This window comes from Pontibacter sp. E15-1 (assembly GCF_022601975.1).
Taxonomy (GTDB): Bacteria; Bacteroidota; Bacteroidia; order Cytophagales; family Hymenobacteraceae; genus Pontibacter.
The window spans coordinates 66,758-85,987 of the sequence record NZ_JAKVIR010000027.1; the positions used below are offsets into that span (position 1 = coordinate 66,758).

7 protein-coding genes are annotated in these 19,230 nt (G+C 52.7%); 4 read left to right on the forward strand and 3 right to left on the reverse strand.

From position 1 onward, the window contains the following. The first annotated feature begins 138 nt into the window (after window positions 1-138). The 4 genes from MKJ04_RS17940 (at window position 139) to MKJ04_RS17955 (ending at window position 12,687) form a co-directional block, all read left to right on the forward strand. Window positions 139-5,181: an Ig-like domain-containing protein gene (locus MKJ04_RS17940; RefSeq protein ID WP_241643046.1), complete on the forward strand. Its 5,043-nt coding sequence runs from the start codon at window positions 139-141 to the stop codon at window positions 5,179-5,181. A gap of 6 nt (window positions 5,182-5,187) precedes the next feature. Further along, window positions 5,188-6,183 carry a PorP/SprF family type IX secretion system membrane protein gene (locus MKJ04_RS17945; RefSeq protein WP_241643047.1) on the forward strand — a complete coding sequence of 332 codons (996 nt, stop codon included), beginning with the start codon at window positions 5,188-5,190 and terminating at the stop codon, window positions 6,181-6,183. Between the two features lie 508 nt (window positions 6,184-6,691). Then, window positions 6,692-8,911, forward strand: a complete 2,220-nt coding sequence (locus tag MKJ04_RS17950) for a LamG-like jellyroll fold domain-containing protein (protein WP_241643048.1) — start codon at window positions 6,692-6,694, stop codon at window positions 8,909-8,911. Window positions 8,912-9,129: 218 nt separating this feature from the next. Then, window positions 9,130-12,687, forward strand: a complete 3,558-nt coding sequence (locus MKJ04_RS17955) for a PQQ-dependent sugar dehydrogenase (protein WP_241643049.1) — start codon at window positions 9,130-9,132, stop codon at window positions 12,685-12,687. Window positions 12,688-13,255: 568 nt separating this feature from the next. Here the strand turns inward: MKJ04_RS17955 and MKJ04_RS17960 are convergent. From MKJ04_RS17960 to MKJ04_RS17970, 3 genes are all read right to left on the reverse strand, one after another. Next, entirely contained in the window at window positions 13,256-16,084 is a 2,829-nt protein-coding gene (locus tag MKJ04_RS17960; protein ID WP_241643050.1) for a PA14 domain-containing protein, read from the reverse strand. Window positions 16,085-16,560: 476 nt separating this feature from the next. Beyond that, window positions 16,561-17,550 (reverse strand): IS110 family transposase, encoded by a 990-nt coding sequence (locus MKJ04_RS17965; protein WP_241643051.1) that lies wholly within the window; start codon window positions 17,548-17,550, stop codon window positions 16,561-16,563. A 555-nt stretch (window positions 17,551-18,105) separates the two neighbouring features. Further along, complete coding sequence (locus tag MKJ04_RS17970; RefSeq protein ID WP_241643052.1) at window positions 18,106-19,161, reverse strand: PA14 domain-containing protein; 1,056 nt, start codon at window positions 19,159-19,161, stop codon at window positions 18,106-18,108. Between the last annotated feature and the right edge of the window lie 69 nt (window positions 19,162-19,230).

A 19,230-nucleotide genomic window follows, 5' to 3' on the forward strand; every position in this document is an offset into this window, starting at 1 on the left:
AAAATTATCTGGCTAAGTGGGCACCTTTTTTCGAGGCCGTACGTACATGGGCGCAAACCGCAAAATTTCGGTAACCTAGGTATAGCAAAACCGTTATATAGGTTTCCGATACACAAGCCTAACCACCACAATTACCCTATGCCCTTATATGTTTACCTGCGCCAGGCACTTTTTGTCGTCCTGCTTGCCTTTTGTGGCAGTGGGGTTGTAGCAAATCCGCGCGCGGAAAAGGTTGCTTTTGCAATCTCAGCCCCTCAGGATGTCCAAGCCAAGCCCTCTTTGGTCGGTGCCATCACCATCAGCTGGTCGCCCGTGTCGGGTGCCACGTCCTATGAAGTGGAGAAGTCTACCACCGGCCAGACTGGCACGTTTATCCGACTGCAAACAGTTGCGGCTCCCACCACCACTTTCCGGCACACCGGCCTTTACTACAATCAGAAAGTCTACTACCGTGTTAAGGCGATTAATGGGGGAGATGCCTCTCCTTATAGTATAGTAGTGAGCGGCACCACCCATCAGCAAGGCAAGGTGTATAAAATAATGCCTCTGGGGGACTCTAACACCGAGGGAGGAAGCAGTGCTGTGGCCAAAGAAAACAAGGCGGCCTACCGCGACAAGCTAGCGGATCTGCTGGATGCCTCCCGGTCGCAAGGACTGTATGATTTTGTGGGAAGCGAAAGCACAGGCAGCGCACTCATGCGCGACACCGACCATGCAGGCTTCGGAGGCGCCCGTGACGAGGATATCGCCTTGCTGCTGAAAGACGGGAGGTTTGAGTTTTATTCCAGCGGAGAATACCGTGGACCTGGAAATGGCCCTTATCTAGACAAATATAACCCAGACATTATTTTGTTGCACATTGGCACAAACTGGGTGGACGGCAGTGCGAACGCCATGACCGATATAAAGAATATTTTGGATCAGGTGGATGCGTACGAAGCACGGGTGGGAAAAGAAGTCACCGTCATCGTGGCCAAGATTATCAAGCGCGTCTGCTATGAGGGCAATTGCGAAACCCCAACGGAAGCACAGAACACCTTGCAGTTCAATCAAATGCTAGCTTCTTACACTGCGCAGCGAATAGCCGCTGGCGACAGGCTGGAACTTGTGGACATGCAGGACGGAGCCGGTATTATATATAAATACGTTGCAGACGGAGGCGACATGGCAGATTATCTGCATCCTGCGATGACTGGCTACAATAAAATGGCCCCGGTATGGTACAGCGCCCTGGACAAGCTTCTGAACGTGCAGCCTACGGCGCCGGACACACAGGCTCCCCAAACGTCTATTACCGTCAAGCCGAAGCCAGACGCGAACAGCAGTGCCGCCGCCTTTACTTTTTCGAGTGATGAGAGCGGCGTGACCTACCAGATCAGCGTTGACGGAGGAGCCTTTGTTCAGGCTACCAACCCAATCACCCTGAACAACCTCGCCGACGGCCCCCATACCCTGCAGGTGCGGGCCATTGATGCCGCCGGCAACATTGACCAGTCCCCCGCCGCGTATACCTGGACGATCGACACCAAGGCCCCGGCGGCCCCAGTATTGGCAGCGCCTACCGATGGCGCGTTCCTGGCCACCGACAAACCCACTTTTTCCGGGACGGCGGAAGAGGGCAGTACCGTTACCGTGTTGGTAGATGGTACGGCGATTGGCACCACAACGGCCACAAACGCGAACTGGTCGCTAGTACCCACAGCAGCGCTTGCTGACGGGACACACAAAGCCATGGCCAAGGCAACCGATGCGGCAGGCAACGAAAGCCCTGTCAGCAACACCAATACCTTTACGGTAGATGCCACAACCCCCGACACAAAAATTGAAACGGCACCTGCCGCCATCACCAACCAAAAGACTGCCGCCTTCACTTTCTCCAGCAACAGGCAGTACGTAACGTATGAGGCGAGCCTGGACGGAGCGGCATTTGCCACTGTCAGCAACCCGCTAAACCTGAGTAGCCTTTCAGATGGAAGCCATACCCTGCGCGTCAGGGCAAAGAACCAGGCAGGCACCCTCGATCCGAGCCCCGCAACGCATACCTGGGTAGTGGATACCCAGGCACCCGCCGCGCCCCTCATCACAGCTCCGGCAGCAGATGCCTTGCTGAATACCAACAAGCCTGCTTTCTCCGGGTCGGCAGAGGCAGGCAGCAATGTGGCACTTTATATAGGAGGCAACCAGATTGGCAGCACAACGGCTGCAACAGACGGGACGTGGCGTTTTGTGCCTGCTACGGCACTGGCAGAAGGCACACACCAACTGACGGCAAAAGCCACAGATGCGGCGACAAACACCAGCGCAGCCTCCGCGACCCGAACTTTCATGATAGACAGCAAGGCACCGGAAACGACAGTTGTGGAAGGCCCCGACGCCGACAGCAACAGCAAGGAGGCCCGGTTCAGCTTTAGCAGCAACGAAGCGGGTGTGACTTTTTGGGTGAGCCTGGATGGGGCAGCATATGCGGCAACCACAAATCCTTATACCGCCTCAAACCTACAGGAAGGGCCTCATACGCTTTCCGTGCGGGCAGTGGATGCCGCCGGAAACACCGATGCATCTCCGGCTTCCTACTCCTGGCGCGTAGATACGCAAGCCCCGGAAGCACCTGTGCTGCTGGCCGTGTCAGAAGACCGTGGCCCTCAAGCGAATGATCAGGTTACGTCCGACAACTCCCTTGTTCTCTCCGGAAGGGCAGAGGCAAACGCCACCGTGACCCTTTCAGAAAAAGGGACAGTGCTCGGCACAACAAAGGCAAATGCGACCGGAAACTGGTCTTTCAGCTACGAAGCCACTGCCTTGGTGCAGAACACATACCTGTTCAAGGCCACGGCCACAGATGCAGCCGGCAACACAAGCGCAGGGAGCACCCCGCTTACAGTTATCGTGGACCTGACGGCACCTGAAGCAACTGTTTCCAAAGCCGCAAATGCCCCCCTGAACGCTCCCTATCAAATCAGCATCACCTTTACGGAGGATGTATACACACTGGCGTCCGCTGACTTCAGCGTCACGAACGGCACACTCAGCAACCTTACCGGACTGACAAAGGCAAGCTATACAGCCACGGTCACGCCTGCCGCAGACGGGGCAGTACAGGTGAAACTTCCGGCTGGCAAGGTGACAGACCTGGCCGGGAATCTCAACAAGGCCTCAAACCAGCTGGAGTCGGTATACGATGCGACGCGCCCACGCCTGACGATCAGCTCGGAGGCCCCTTCTATAGTGAACACCGCATTTACCGCCACCTTTGCGTTCAGCGAAGACGTGACTGGTTTTGAGTTGTCGGATATCACCCTCCTGAACGGGACGGCCAGAGACTTTGCGACAGTGAACGGCAGTACGTATACCGCACGCATCGTTCCGACAGCAGACGGCGAGGTGCACGTGCAGGTGAACGCTGACATGGCTTTCGACGCGGCAAAAAACGGAAACATCGCCTCTGCCTTGCTAAAAAGGACTTATGATGTGCAGCAGCCAACCGTGGTGCTGTCCACAACAGCCCCAAATCCTACCAAAGCGCCTTTTACCGTAACGGTTAGTTTCAGTGAGCCAGTACTGGGCTTTACTGCCGAAAGCTTAAGCCTGACAAACGCATCTGCCTCCCAGCTAAGCAAGGCAGATGCCCAAACGTATACCGTGCGGGTTACGCCGGCAGCCAGCGGGGAGGTTGCTGTGTCCCTGGCCGCAAACAGCGTGCAGGATGCCGCCACTAACGGCAACCAGGCATCCAATCAGCTGAAATTGCTGTATGATGCCGACCGCCCAGCCATATCACTGACCACTACAGCGCCCGGACTGACGAATGCGCCCTTTACCGTCACGTTCAATCTCAGCGAGTCAGTCACTGGGTTTGATCTTGCCGACATCACGCATACGAATGCATCAGTTGAGAAACTGGAGCAGGTTTCGGAGCTGGTGTACACGGCCCGGATCATACCTGCCCAGAACGGGAAAGTAACCGTGCTGGTGCCCGCCGATAAAATGCAGGATGCCGCCACCAACGGCAATACTCCTTCCAACATACTGGAGCTGACCTACGACGGCACAGCCCCGACCGGATATACCGTTCGTTTTGGCGTAGACAGAGTGGATGTGACGAACCAGCGCGACGTGAACCTGTTGCTGGACGGAACAGAAAAAGGAACGACGTATACCTATACCCTTGGCAGCAGCAACGGCGGCACCCCCCTTGCCGGAACGGGCCGTGTGGAAGCCACAAGCTTTTCGATTGCCAGCCTGGACCTGTCGAGCTTGCGAGACGGCACACTGACTGTCACGTTATTCCTGACAGACGATGCCGGGAACAAAGGCCAGGAGGTGACCGCCCAAGTGGAGAAGTTGACGAAGAACGTGGAGTTGGTGCAGGAAATGGCCCGCATTAAAGTGCTTTTCAAAACAGCGTTTAAGGATGTGCCACTCCCCAACACAGCGCAGGTTACCTATACCAATGGGGAGACGGAGACGCTCACGGTGACCTGGCAAAAGGGAACCTACAATGGCAGCGTGCCCGGCACGTATACCCTGACGGGTGTGCTGGAGCTGAAGGAGAACACCTCGAACATTTACAACAAAACTGCCAGCATCGTGGTGGAGGTAGCTCCGAACCAGCCCCCGACAGCCATCGCGCTCAGCAAATCCACATTCCGCCCCGACATAGAGTCGTTTGAGACCATCGGAACGCTGTCTACCACCGACCCGGACGACGAGGACTTTACGTATGCGCTCGTGCCAGGGGAGGGAGGCGCTCACAATCAGTTGTTTGAGCTTAGCAAGGGCAATGAGTTGACGCTGAGATCGAACCTGGGCCTGTCAGGAGTGTCTAAATTTACGATTCGGGTGCGCAGCACCGATCCGTATAAGAACAGTATTGAGCAGTCCTTCACCCTGACCAAAACCCTGTACCAGCCGCAGGAGAAAATCAAGCTGGTGAATGCCTTCTCACCCGATGGCGATGGCATCAACGATACCTGGACGGTGCCGGAACTGCGCTACTACAATGCCGTTGAGGTAGAGGTGTTCGACAGGGCGGGTGTCCGTCTGTTCCATACCACGGATCCGGAGGAAGGCTGGGATGGCAGGAGTGCCACAGGCCGCGTGTTGCCAGGCTCGTATTTCTACATTATCCGGATAAAGGACATTGACTTGGTGCAAAAGGGAGTGCTGACTGTTCTTAACTAGCAGAAAATGAAGAGACTTTTACTATGTATCGCCTTGGCGCTGGCTGTGTATACTGTGCAAGGCCAGGGCAGAAAGCAAATCGCCAATTTCTCCCAGTACAAACATTTCTACAACCCCTCGCTGACAGGGTATGACGGATCCGTTGTCCGGACGCTATACCGCAACCAGTGGACGGGATTTGAGGACGCCCCTAAAACGCTGCTCGCCACGGCCGAAGTGGATTTGGGCATGCTGGGCCACAAAAGCAACAATTATCGGTTTGATGGCCGCGAGAGCCGGGGAGCCGCCGTGGGCACGGGAGCCAGGCATGCGTTGGGTTTAATCCTGCTTCACGATCAGTTTGGGCCGGCAAAAGAGTCGCTGGTGGGCCTCAACTATGGCTCAGCTATCAGGCTGTCGGAATCTGTCAGCCTGCGCTGGGGCTCGGCCCTGACCTACCGCATGCAACGCTTTGATGGCAACAGCCTGACCGTGGATCAGGAGAATGACCCCCGTTATACCGGCGTGCTCGGCAACAACAACCGCAGCAACACCCTGGACCTCAACCTTGGCTTGTCGCTGGTGACGGCGCGCTATTATGTGGGCTATGCCATGCAGGACATAACGGCTGGCTCGGTGGTGTCGTCGGGCGATGATTTCCTGAGGGACTTTTATACCCGCAAGCACGTGGCGCAGGCAGGCTACAGGGCCAGCCTGGGCGGAGACTGGGGCTATTCGGTCAACGGGATTTATCAGTATGACAAGCTGGCCCGATCCACGGTAGAGGGGCAGGTAAAGGCGATTTACCAGCATGCTTTTTGGGCTGGGGCCGGCTACCGGAACGACCAGGCCTATAACCTGACGGCTGGCCTGCGCCTCGGGGAGTTGTCGGTGGGCTATACCTACGAGACCCCGATCCAGGATGCAAGCGCCATCACAAAGTCCACAAACGAGATTGCGCTGAGTTATACCCTGATGCCCAGCAAAACAAAAGCCCACAGCAAGCTTCCCCAGATCTGGTAAGCATGGTGCCACGCGCCTGCGCGCGGCTGGTCTTAGGTTCCATGCGCTGTTGATCACACCACTTCCTAAACTATCCTCAACTTACCGCTGTTGGGAATAGGCTAGGCTGTAATGTTATGATGCGCTGAACGGGGCTGGCATGTCGCGCGTTTATACCCTGTCGGGGTTGGGGCTGCGAGTGAGAAGTGCTGCGGGAATCATTTTTAGGGAGCTTTGGGCCGCATATTAGCGAATTTGAATTTTCTAATAGAACCAAGCCCCTAAAACAGCGTACTGATAAACAAATGATTGCGCCCGGGCCGAGCTGGCTCTCCGTAAAACCTATGTTCACCCAGACAACCTCATTTGCACACGGGTTGATTCTATGCTGGCCATTACCCTTATTCATCATCAGAAGCAACTCATGAAGCATATTTCTCCTTCATATAAATGTATACCTCTTGCACCTCAACCCTTTGAAAGCCCCGCCCCACTTCAGGCACTAAGGCGATGGGGGCGAGGGCTGGCAATGCTTTTTATCTGCTTCAGTTTTCTTGCGCTCTCTGTCTCTGCCCAGGAGAATGCCACGAAGGGGTGCCTGCCCGGGATGGTGCACTATTTTGGCCTGGATGAAACCGCAGCGGGCACTTATACCGATTATGTCGCTACAACCCCAGCCACTTGCAGCACATGCCCTATACCGGCGGCGGGCCTTTTTGCTGGCGCGCAGCAGTTCGAAGGCAAAAGCAAGGGACTTATGCTGGAAGACATCCAGCATTTTGAATGGGGCCCCAACAGCAGCTTCACCATCGAGCTTTGGGTAAAGACCAGTGCCTCCTCCTCCCAAAACCAGGTGCTCATCGGGCGCGACGGAACTGAGTCGCCGATGCTATGGTGGCTGGGAATCAATAAAAACGGAAATCCGGAGTATGTGATGTATGACCGCAGCAACACCGGCTTTTCCACGGTAGGGGAGAGCGTGAAAGTGAACGACGGGAAGTGGCACCATCTGGCCGTTGTGCGCGACGGCCGCCTCCGGCTGAACAAGCTCTACGTGGACGGGTATACCGTGGGCAACTACCAGTTTGATTACAAAGAGAGTTTTGAGAGCACTGCTCCCGTTAACATCGGTTTCCTGAACCTCAACAACGGCTACGGGTACAAGGGCTTGCTAGACGAGCTGAAGGTGTACGACAGGGCCCTCACGGAGTCAGAAATGCGCGCGCAGTACAATGGCGGTGCCGGCAACTACTGCGGCCCCCAACTGGTGAAGCCCCAATTCATGTCTGCCCCTGTAACACACGGTGTAGCGGGCCAGCAATATGCCTACAGCCCCAAGGCGGTCGGAAACCCAAAGCCTAGTTTTCAGTTGGTGTCTGGCCCTGCCGGTATGATTGTGAACGCCGCTACCGGTGAGGTGACCTGGAAACCCACAGCGGAGGGAAGCTATGAGGTGACCATCAAAGTCCAGAACTCGGTTGGCGAAGACACGCAGCGCTATACCATCAAAGTGAAAAAAGACCTCGGGGAGAAGGTGGGCCTGTTGCACCACTGGATGTTGCATGAGATCAGCGGCACCCGCTACCGCGACTTCTATACCCCTTACGATGCGGTTGCCACAGCCGAGACACGGCCAAAACCAGTGTCGGGCGTGGTGTCCGGAGCGCAGGAGTTTGATGGCGTGGACGACGGGCTGGACGTGACCGAAGGGTATAACTTCGACTGGAAAGCCGACGAGAACTTCAGCCTGGAGCTTTGGATGCGCACCGAGGCCAGCACCGCCGGAAACCGCGTGCTGATCGGCCGTGACGCCAAAGACTCTGAGGCCCACTGGTGGGTTGGGGTGGATGAGCAGGGCCGGGCGGGCTTTCAGCTGCTCGACCTTTCGTGGCAGGGGGTATACGTGGGCCAGCAGGGCCCGAAACTGAACGATGGCCAGTGGCACCAGCTGGTGGCCGTGCGCAATGGCGCTGGCAGCCTGACTGAATTATATGTGGACGGTGCCAAGGTGGCGCAGGGCACGCATACCTATACCAGCGGCTTCGACAGCGGCTCGCCCGTGAACATCGGTTACCTGAACGACGGCGGCGGCTATCACTTTGAGGGAGTATTGGACGAGATAAAACTCTTTGGGCGCGCCCTCACCGCGGCAGAAGTGCAGGAGCGGTATAGCAGCGTGTTTGAGGCTATCACGGAGCTCGTGCGTTTCGAGGGTGCGTATGCCAACGGCGTGGTGCAGCTGACCTGGGAGACGGCGGCAGAGGCTGGCTTGCTTAATTTTGAGATACAGCGCGCACCCGACACGGAGGCTTTCGAGACTATCGGCACAGTGGAGGCTAACGGCAACAGCAACACCAGCCAGATCTACAGTTTCAACGACACAGACCCTTTGCCCGACAAGGCCTACTATCGCCTGAAAATCAACAACCAGAACGGGACCCATACCTATTCCAACATCATCCTGATCAAAATGGGAGGGCTTACTGCCACCTATTTCACTCTATATCCTAACCCGATAGCGTCCGGGGAGGTATACGGCGCGCTCACTAACCTGCCAGCCGGCGAAACCGTGCTGTATTACGTGACTGACCTGGCGGGCCGCAAAGTGCTGGAGCAAACTGCACAGGTAGACGAGTTCGGCGAACTGAAACTCGCCATACCTATCACGGAGCGGTTTGTGGCTGGTATTTACAATGTCAGCGTTGTGACGAGCAAACGTATAGTTGCCCGGAAATTGATGGTGCAATAACATGGCCTTGGGGCAGTTGTATCGCATTTTCCTCCAAATTAAAATGGTATCACACCGGCGTGTTTCATTAATTGAGAACCCTGCCTGTTTGCTGCCGTAACATTCCAAAAACACAGGCTGTGTTGCTTGCACCGCCCTCCCTGGCCCATGGCTTGTGTGTTTTTTATACCCCATTTATTGCATCATTTAATTAGTACGTTCCATAGATAATTACTCTTATGAAGAACCTTTACAAAGTCGGGAGAAGAAAATCTCCGCTTTTAAAGTTTTTGCACCCTTTCAGCATCACGCTGCGCCCTTTGCACATGGTTATGCCATGCCTTGTTTTGCTGGCTTTATTGTTTACACAAGTGGCGTGGGCGCAGCCCACGGGCTTCGCTGAGGAGGAGGTCGGCGACGACTGGGAAGCGGCCGTCGGGCTCACATTCTCCACAGACGGCAAGCGCATGTATGTGTGGGAAAAGGCCGGGAAGGTATGGATTGTGGAGAACGGCGAGAAAGTGCAGACCCCACTCATCGACATTAGCGAGGAAGTAGGCAACTGGGGAGACCACGGGTTGCTCGGTTTTTCCCTCGACCCCAACTTCGATACCAACGGTTATATATACCTGCTGTATGTAGTGGACAGGCACCACCTGATGAACTTCGGGAAGGGAACCTACCGCCCCTCAGCCAATGAGTATAACGCAGCCACCATCGGCCGCGTGACCCGTTACACAGCGAAAGCCAGTGATGAGCGCCACACAGTAGACATGAACTCCCGCAAGGTATTGCTGGGAGAAACCCCGGAAACAGGTATTCCGATATTGTACGTGTCGCATGGGGTGGGCTCGCTGGTTTTCGGAGCTGATGGATCATTGCTGATTTCGGCCGGAGATGGCGCTACCGCAGGTTGGCTTGACACAGGGTATAACCCCGCAGACCCGAACGACACTTTTGTGCCGCAGGCCTTGGCCGATGGCATCATCACCCCCAAAAACGACATTGGCGCTTTCCGGTCCCAACAGCTGGAGTCGCTGAACGGTAAAATCCTGCGCATCGACCCCGCTACCGGAAAGGGTATGCCCAACAACCCGTTTTACAGCAGCGCAAACCCGGATGCTGCAAAGTCGAAGGTATGGGCGCTGGGCGTGCGCAACCCGTTCCGATTTACGCTGCGACCTGGCACTGGAAACGCCAGCAACCCGGGCGTGTTATACCTGGGTGATGTGGGCTGGCAGGACTGGGAAGAGCTGAACGTGGTAAAAGGCGGCGGCATGAACTTCGGCTGGCCTATTTACGAGGGCCTGGAGAAGCAGCGCTATTACTTCCACAAGCAAGTGCCGAACACGACCACCAGAAACCCGCTTTTCGGAGAGGGCAACTGCACACAGGAGTACTTTTATTATGGCGACCTGCTCCGGCAGCCCGTTGCCACCGGAGACCCCTATTTCTACAACCCCTGCCGCTTCGAAGTGGCGATCCCGGAGGGTATAAACACATTCGAGCACGCCCGCCCGGCCATTGATTGGGTAAACAGCGTGGCGGATCAGGATGACAATGGAAACGTCGTCATTCCGGAGGCCATCACCAGAACAGGGATCTTCACAGGAAATGACGCCGACGTCATCAGCATCGGTGCCGCTGGCTCTCCCGTTGCAGGCACACCGTTTTACGGCAGCTCGGCCACGGGCGGCATCTGGTATACCGGCACTGCGTTGCCCGCTGAGTACCAAAACACCTACTTCTTCGGCGACTACGGCGCAGGCACCATCCGGAACGCAACATTTGATGCAAACAACAACCCGAAAGCCATCCGCAATTTCATCGACGAAGGCGCAGCAGTAGTGGCATTTGGCATGAATCCGGTGAGCGGCGAGCTTTACTATATCAACTATGCCACGCAAATCAAAAAGATCATATACTACGGGGAGAACATCCCGCCGAAAGCCGTGGCAGAGGCCGACAAGCTGTATGGCTCCAGCCCACTGACCGTTCAGTTCACTGGCAACAAGTCCACCGACTCGGAGGGGCATGCCCTCACGTATAAATGGAATTTCGGGGATGGTTCCGCCGTGTCGACCGCTGTTAATCCGCAGCATACCTTCACGGGAACAGAAATCGGCAAAATCTTCCACGTAACCCTGACGGTAACCGATGAGAAGGGAGCAACCGCCTCGGCCAAACTCAAGATCACACTCAACAACACCCCTCCGGTGGTCAACATCACCAGCCCGGCAAGAGGCACGAAGTACCCCTTGACCGACCGGACAGAGTATATCCTGAAAGCCGCCGTGGCAGATGCCGAGCACAGCGCCAACCAGTTGACCTATGAGTGGCAGACGGTGATGCACCATAACACGCACCAGCACCCTGAGCCGATCGACAATAACCCAGAGACCACCACGCTGCTTACGCCGATCGGATGTGACGGGGAGACATATTTTTACCGCATTCACCTGAAGGTGACAGACGCGGGCGGCCTGTCGGCCACGGATTACGTAGACATTTACCCGGACTGCAGCGCGGGCACAGTGGCGGCAGTGGCCATCGCTTCCCCCTCTGATAACTCGGTGCACGCTGTGGGCCAGCCCATACCTTTCCAGCTCTCGTTTGGCGAGGCCACCCGAGAATGGGCAAGTGTGCAGTACTTTAGAGGCACGACACTGTTGGATGAGGTCTTTGAAGCGCCTTTCAGCTTTACCTGGGCCGGGGCACCCGCAGGTTCATACAGCATCACGGTAAAAGCGACGGATGTGGCCGGTCATACGGTTGTTTCCGCCCCGATTAGTATTTCCGTAGGGGAGGCCAGCCAGCCAAGCTTACAAAGCTGTCTGCCGGGCCTGCAGCATTATTTTGGAATGGACAACGAGGCAGGCTCCCCACAGCAGGATTTCGCCTCCGCCACAGCGGCCGTTTGCGCCACTTGTCCGGAAAGCGCCGAAGGCAAGTTTGCCAAAGCCGTGCGATTTAATGGTCAGGCCACAAAACTGGACATCGAAGACGGCACAAAATTCAACTGGGGCAAAGACGCCAATTTCACGATTTCCCTCTGGATGCGCTCTGAAGCGGCCTTGCCCAACAACGCCGTGATTGTGGGCCGGGATGCGAAAGACTCTGAAGTGCATTGGTGGGTAGGTATGAACACGAAAGGCCAACCCATGTTCATGCTTAAGGATCTCGACCATGTGGGCATCTACATCGGCGAGAAAGGCCAGCCGATCAACGACGGGGCCTGGCATCAGGTAGTGTCGGTGCGCGATGGCAGTAATAAGAAGTCAAAGCTCTACATCGATGGCGTTTTGATGGATGAGGCTGAATACTTCTATGAAAAAGGGTTCGAAAGCGCTGACGCCATCAATATCGGCTACATGAACCGCGACAACGGCTACCATTACAACGGCGACCTGGATGAGCTGAAACTCTACAACCGTGCACTGACGCAGGAAGAAATCGTGAGCTCCTTCAATGGCGGGAGCGGTGTATACTGCGGCTCTACCGCCCTCGGCATGACAGACAACAACACCTTCGCCGGTACTTACGAGGTGTTCCCGAACCCAACCTCCGGAGAGCAACTGCGGGTGTATGTTTCATCGCTGGAGCCAAACGAGCAGGTGCAGCTGGTGCTCACAGACCTGACCGGGAAAACCGTTCTAACGCAAAAGGCAGCGGCTCGCCCGGATGGCACGCTACAGACCACTATCGCACCGAAAAAAGCCATTTCAGCCGGTATCTATAACCTCTTGATGCTTTCGGATGCCCGCAAGCTGAACCGGAAAGTAGTTATTCTGGAGTAAGTTGAATTGCCAGGATTGAATCATCACTGTTACTTCCGCCACGAACGTTGATGGACAGTAAAGTTAAGGCCCTGCTCAATAGAGCGGGGCCTTTTTTGTTGCCATATACCAATATCAAGTGATCGGTACGCATAGATCCTCTTCATGGCGCCCCGAAAGCTTTCGGGGTGCCTCGCAAGCAGTCCAACCTGCCGCACATTGCCCAACAAGCCAGTGTTTGTAGCGAGATAAAATAGATATGCAGTGGGTATAAAAATCCATACCACCCAGCTCCTTACGGGAGTTGATGCATTTCAATCTCCACTGCTTGTTATCCTGTAAGGGTTTTGGAAGAAGGAGGCCCTTAACGCCGTAAGTATAATTTGGCTAATACTTTCACCTGATCTGGAAACAGATCTTCTATACCCCCAATTAATTGAACAGTTCGCATACCTGGTAGGAATGCGTACTAGGTATAGCTGAGGTATGGATAAGTTAATCAGAGGAATAAGAAAAGTAGCTATATAAAAAGGAGGCCCTGCAATTGTTGCAGGGCCTCCTTTTTATATAGCTACTTTTTAAGAGTTGCCTATTGCTTTATCAGCTTAATCGTGTTGCTGGTACCTTTGCTGTCAGTGTACTTCAGGATGTATAGCCCACCGCGCAGATTGAGGCCGCCCAGGTTCAGTTCCAGCTTGTTGTCAGTCAGGGTTGGTTTGCTGTCTTCGTAGAGCACGCGTCCGTCCTGGCCATAGATGGCAACTGCTGCCAGCTCTGTTTCCTCACTTCCAAAGTTCACCGTCACCACTTCATGGAACGGGTTAGGGTATGCAGTGGCTGTAGAGAAGAATGGCTCCTGCGTAGCGGCTTCTGCATTAGAAATCTTCATGGCCGAGATGTTCTCACTGCCTGATGATAGCCTGTTTCCGGCAATCGGTCGCTCCATGTCTCCGTTTGGCAGCTGCCATCCCACGGCCAGGTTGTCTCCGCCACCTTCTTCTTTGCTCAGTGCCTCTATGTAGTAGCGTTTTCCTGCCTCTAAGGTCACCTTATGCGACTTTTGGGAAGAGTACTTATCCCACTCACGGGGGTTAGTCCAGCCAGTCACGTGTGCGAGTTTTACCTTTTTTTCCGGGTTCTCAGAGGTGCTCAACCACAACGCTGCGTTATTGTCGCCTGATACCCAAAAGATGTATTGGCCACTGGTAGGAGCAGTTATGTAGCCACTGATGCGCTGGCCGTAGTTGTCGCCTACATTAGAGGGTGCCTCAAAAGAGCTCAACTCAGTAGTTTTGCTCGGTTTCTTGTCAACAGGCACATCGCTTACGCTATGGCCAGACACGTTTAACCAGATATCATGCCTAATTCTACCGTTTAATTCGATGCTGGTAATTGGCGTAGTGGTGTTGCTATCCTCTTCTTCGATAGGGGATAACCTTTTTCCGGCGACAGGACGCTCCATACTGCCGTTTGGCAGCTGCCAGCCCACAGCAAGGTTATCGCCACCAGCTTGTTCCTTCTGCAGGGCCTCGATGTAGTAGCGCTTTCCTGCCACCAGCGTTACCTTCTCAGACTCTTGCGAAGAATACTTATCCCATTGGCGAGAGGTGGTCCAGCCATTTACATGAGCAATTTTCCGCTTGCTGTTTGGGTCTTCTGATGTGCTCAGATAGAGATGTGCGTCATCATCACCTGCGATCCAGAAGGTATACTGGCCGCTAACAGGGGCCGTTATATAGCCGCGGATGCGCTGACCGTAGTTGTCGCCGATGTTCGTCGGTGCCTCAAATGATTTTAGCTCCGATGTCTTGGTAGGGGTAGATGAAAATGGTATCGCACTGATGCTGGAACCGTAGATGTTATCCCAGTATTCTCTTGTGATCATTCCTGAGCCAGTTGCTGTATCGTTGCTTTCGTCATCTTCAGAGGTGTTTTTCGGAGTCTCAGCATCAACTTGTATGGATGAGCTTGACGAGCTAGTGGAAGCACCGTCGTTGTCATAAGCTATGGCACTGATGGAATGTGTGCCAGGTATAGCGTTCACCCAGGCAAAGGAGTAAGGAGCGCTCGTGTCTTCCCCTAATTTTGTCGATCCCAGGTAGAACTCTACTTTTGTAATGCTACCATCTTCGTCTTTAGCTTCTGCGGTAAGGTTTATTAACCCCTGAAGGAACGTCTTTGGCATCGTTAGGCTAACTGTAGGAGCCTGGTTGGCAGGAGTTGAGGTACCGGATCCATTTGGGCCAAGTTCAATACCATTCTGCTTTAGCTTTTTATCCCATCTCTTGAGTTCGTCCTTTTCCGTGTTTTTGGAGATTGGGTTTGGCAGTAACGTGTTGTTCTTAAAATCGGCATTTTCTGCCACAGAGATATCGTTGCGGTAGGAGCGGTGAGGCCCCCAAGCGAGCACCCCAATTACGTTATTGTCTATGGTGTTAGAAAAAGTGGTTCCGAGGCGGTTGTAATCTTTGCTCCAAAAACCAGAGGTGTTCATTTTGAAGCTGTTTCCGTTCTCGTAAGTGGCTGCGTTTACAGCTGTGTTGTGGTGGTAACGGATGTCATGACCCGCCGCGATGCCCATAGAATAGTTGCCTAAGCCAACCAAATGATTTTCATAGGCATCAATGTAGGCCGGGCACTCGTTGATGCCGCCGTCACCGTCGGCAATTATACCGCCACCAGCATACTGAGACGCAGTAGAGGGGATCGGGAAGGCACCGTAAATCATGTTGTTATGGATGCGGATTGGGGAATCAGATGTGCCACGGGAGTTGTGCATACTGATATTATCTTCCACCTGAGATTTATCAGCCTCGTTTGTCACCTGGTTCCAGGCTATTTCGGCATGGCGGATGCTATTTTTGAAGTTAAACTGCACAAACTGGGCCATGCTCGTTCCGCCATAAACCCGGCCATCGATATTCTTGGCGATGTTGTAGCGGATCTTGATTGTCTCGGAGGCAGAACCGTTGCCTTCGTAACTCTTGCCTATATAGATACCTGCCGTGTTCTCCATGTAGCAGTTCTCAACCACTACATTCTTAAACACATCTATACCCAAAAAGCGGCGGGTTTTCTTGTAACTTTTATATGGAGTAGGTGTAATTCCGTAACCACTCGTGTGGCGCACTGTCAGGTTTATATAGTTTCCTAAGCTTCTGATAAGCGGGCCTGCGCCACGGATATTGGAGTTCTCGATAATAACGGTTTCGTTGGTCCTGATTTCCACGGCAGCTACTTCTGAGTCTCTCGACTCCCAGTTACCGCTGTACGTACCACCTTTGGTGATCACGAGCGGGCCACTATACTTTTGGGCAAATGCGTTGGAAAAAGAACAGAGAAACAAGGCTACTAACAGGGCCGGAGCAAGCAAAATAGTGCTAGCGCCCTTCCTTAGTGGAGGGTATGAAGTGTTCATCTACTTTGGCTAAAAGGTGAAATTGTACTTAAAAAATAGTCTTTAGTAAGCTCTCCGGTCGTTAGCGACTATTGGCGTAGTGGCTAATGAGATAAGTGGAGGCTTAACATGAAAGGGGTATTCGTTGGCGCTATTTTTAAGACTTCATGTATAAGTTGTTGCAAATATAATGACGAAAACTTTGAAAAAACTAATTCATCTTAAAATATTCTGAAAAAAGTGATATTATATAAAAGATGCTATATTCTAAATATATATAACAAGTGTCTGGTATTCAATAGGTTAAACCTTTTTTTAATACTGCTAAAAAGGTTACGTTTTTTTAAGCGGGAAGCTGATCAAATCAGCTTTGCATTTGAATAAAATTCCAGAATTGATGGGTTTGAAATAAGGTATAGAAGATAATGAAGAATGGCAAAGCGGGAATGGGAAACTGGAATTCATAGCATATAACTAAACATGAACTGTGTTAAAAGTCAAGCTTTACAGGAGTAATTATTAGCAAAATCAGCCTGATAAGGTATGCCTGACTTGACGATGGCAAAAGCCTGCTTGAGGAGCTTGTTACAGACAGCGATCAGAGCCAGCTTGCCGTTCTTCCCCTTGCCCACGAGCCGCTCGTAGAGCGCCTTGCAGGCGGCGTTCGATTTTTTGGCCGAGAAGCTGCACATAAAAAGCTTGCTCCTGATCAAGCCTCCCCCCATTTTGGTGATCCGCACCCTGCCCCTGACACTGGTGCCGGATGTGAACTCCCGGGGCGACAGGCCTGCCTTGGCAATCAGCTGCCGGTAGTTGTCCACCTTCTGAAAGCCTCCGTAAAACAGCAGCAGCATAGCCGCCGTTTTTCTGCCAATCCCGGGAATGGAGGAGAGCAGTTTGATCTCCCTCTCATAAGTCTTCTCCAGGGAAGAAAGCAAGCGCTCCTCCATCTCGCGGACCTGCTTTTCAAGCAGCCTCAGTGTCTGCCTCAGGCTTTTGACGGCCACTTGGCTCACCACTGGCTTCCGGTCTAACGCTTCCAGGGAGTTGATGACCATGGTTTTCTGCTTGATGAGCTGTTCGATTACCTGCTCTAGTTGCCGGCATTCCACGATGACCTGCTCCTCCGGCTGCCAGCAGTCCACCTGGTTGTGCTCCCCGAAGCGCATGATCCACTGGGCGTCCTTCCTGTCGCTCTTCCCTTTGCCCAGGCGCATCTGAATGTAACGCTTGATGACAACGGGATTCACCACGGCCACCTGCGTTCCCTGCTCCACCAGGTAGTAAGCCAACTGCAGGTAGTAAACACCGGTTGCTTCCATCACATACAGACTGTCTGCCCCGCAGCGCTTGACCAGCAGTTTGAAGCCAGCCTTGTCGTTGCCTGCCTCCATGTGCTGTGCCTTCCCATCAACCAGATGGCATATCACCAGCGACTCTTTACTTACATCAATGCCTACTACTTTCTGTTCTGCTTGTGGGACCATAACTTTAAGTATTAGTAAGTGTGTAAACTAGATAAACTTGAAGAGGAGACTATGGCGGCTTTCTCTATCCTGATGCAAGCTTCAATGCTTTATGGAGCTGTCCGAAGTAACCATAGAAAAGGAAGGGGATTCTCATGTTTAACAGGCTCTAAAGACCAAATACGCTTAGAAATCTTTATCCCTCCTCTCTACTCTTTGTATACAAGTTAATATGTAATGACAAACATAGGATATGCTTTGATGCTGTTAGTCTCTTTTGGGGTATTGGGTGAGGCGAATTTAAGTAAATCAGGATTTACATTATGACGCAGAGATATGCTCTGAGCGAACACTATGAGAATACAATCCTCCGCTAAAAAATGGTTTTGCCTTGGTAACTGGATAGGGGTAGTTTTTCGACACGATGAAATAGCCTGTCAGTACATTTGGCAGTGCATAACTCCCAAAGGCATATTGTCTACTGGTGTGTTAAAACATATAGCAGCCGTAAACAGAAAGGCCCGCAACAATTGCTGGCCTTTCTGTTTACGGCTGCTATATAGGAGAAATCAGGAACTACTTCATGTATACTTTAAGGCTATTTGAGTTGCCTTGATTATCTGTGTATTTAATTAGATAAAGACCTGCTTTCATCTTCAAACCCGAGAGATCGAGTTCTAGTTTACTGTCTTCTAATTCCACTGAATTGCTCTGGTATATAACTTGTCCAGTCGGACTCAACAATACTAATTGTTGCAGTTCCATAATCTGATTCCTGAAATTAAGTGTAATCTTACTGCTGAATGGATTTGGATAAGCGATGGTTTTTTGAGAATTGATGTCAACATCAGCGATCTCTAATGTTGATGCAACAGCTGTTGTACCAACGGTTGTAGTATAAGGCGAGAGTCTATTGCCAACTATCGGTCTTTCCATTATGCCGCTTGGCAGCTGCCATCCTACGGCCAGATTGTCGCCGCCGCCGCCCTCTATGTGCAGAGCTTCAATATAGTAACGCTTACCTGCCTGAAGCATGATCTTAGCGGATTGCTGTGACGGGTACTTAACCCACTCGCGTGAGTAAGTATAGTTGTCTGTAAAAGCAATCCTGACTTTGGAGGCAGGGTCCTCGGTGGAGCTCAGATAAAGTTCTGCTTTATCGTCGGCAGCGATCCAGAAGGTGTACTGACCATTCTCTGGGGCTGTAACAAATCCTCGGACACGCTGTCCGTAATTATCGCTCACGTTGGAAGGAGCCTCAAACAGCGTCAACTCAGAAATGCTGGTGGGGGGACTAGCGGTCGGGATGTCACTATAGTTGGTAGAATGCACATTAGACCAATATTCTCGCGTAATTTTACCTGTAGTGGATGGTGTTTCTGGATTTGTAGAACCGCCTTTACTTGGTCCCAAGACTATATTATTCAGCTGAAGTTTTTGTTGCCAACTCAAAAATTCGTCTTTCTCTGTTTGTTTCGTTATTGGGTTTGGCAGAAATGTATTGTTAGAGTAAGTTGCTTTTTCGGAAACAGATATGTCATTACGGTTATTAGGGTAGTTCCAGGCCATAACTCCTATTACATTATTTTCAATCAGATTATTGAAAGTGATATTTTTGTTATAGTAACTCAAGTTGTGTGGTAGGCTCTAAAGGTAAAAAGAAAAATGGTTGGCTAACAAGAAGCCAAGCACCTTTAGCAG

Excerpts from the sequence above, each read along its gene's own strand:
- MKJ04_RS17940 (WP_241643046.1), top strand. The coding sequence starts at position 139 with ATGCCCTTATATGTTTACCTGCGCCAGGCACTTTTTGTCGTCCTGCTT.
- MKJ04_RS17945 (WP_241643047.1), top strand. The coding sequence starts at position 5,188 with ATGAAGAGACTTTTACTATGTATCGCCTTGGCGCTGGCTGTGTATACT.
- MKJ04_RS17950 (WP_241643048.1), top strand. The coding sequence starts at position 6,692 with ATGCTTTTTATCTGCTTCAGTTTTCTTGCGCTCTCTGTCTCTGCCCAG.
- MKJ04_RS17955 (WP_241643049.1), top strand. The coding sequence starts at position 9,130 with ATGAAGAACCTTTACAAAGTCGGGAGAAGAAAATCTCCGCTTTTAAAG.
- MKJ04_RS17960 (WP_241643050.1), bottom strand. The coding sequence starts at position 16,084 with ATGAACACTTCATACCCTCCACTAAGGAAGGGCGCTAGCACTATTTTG.
- MKJ04_RS17965 (WP_241643051.1), bottom strand. The coding sequence starts at position 17,550 with ATGGTCCCACAAGCAGAACAGAAAGTAGTAGGCATTGATGTAAGTAAA.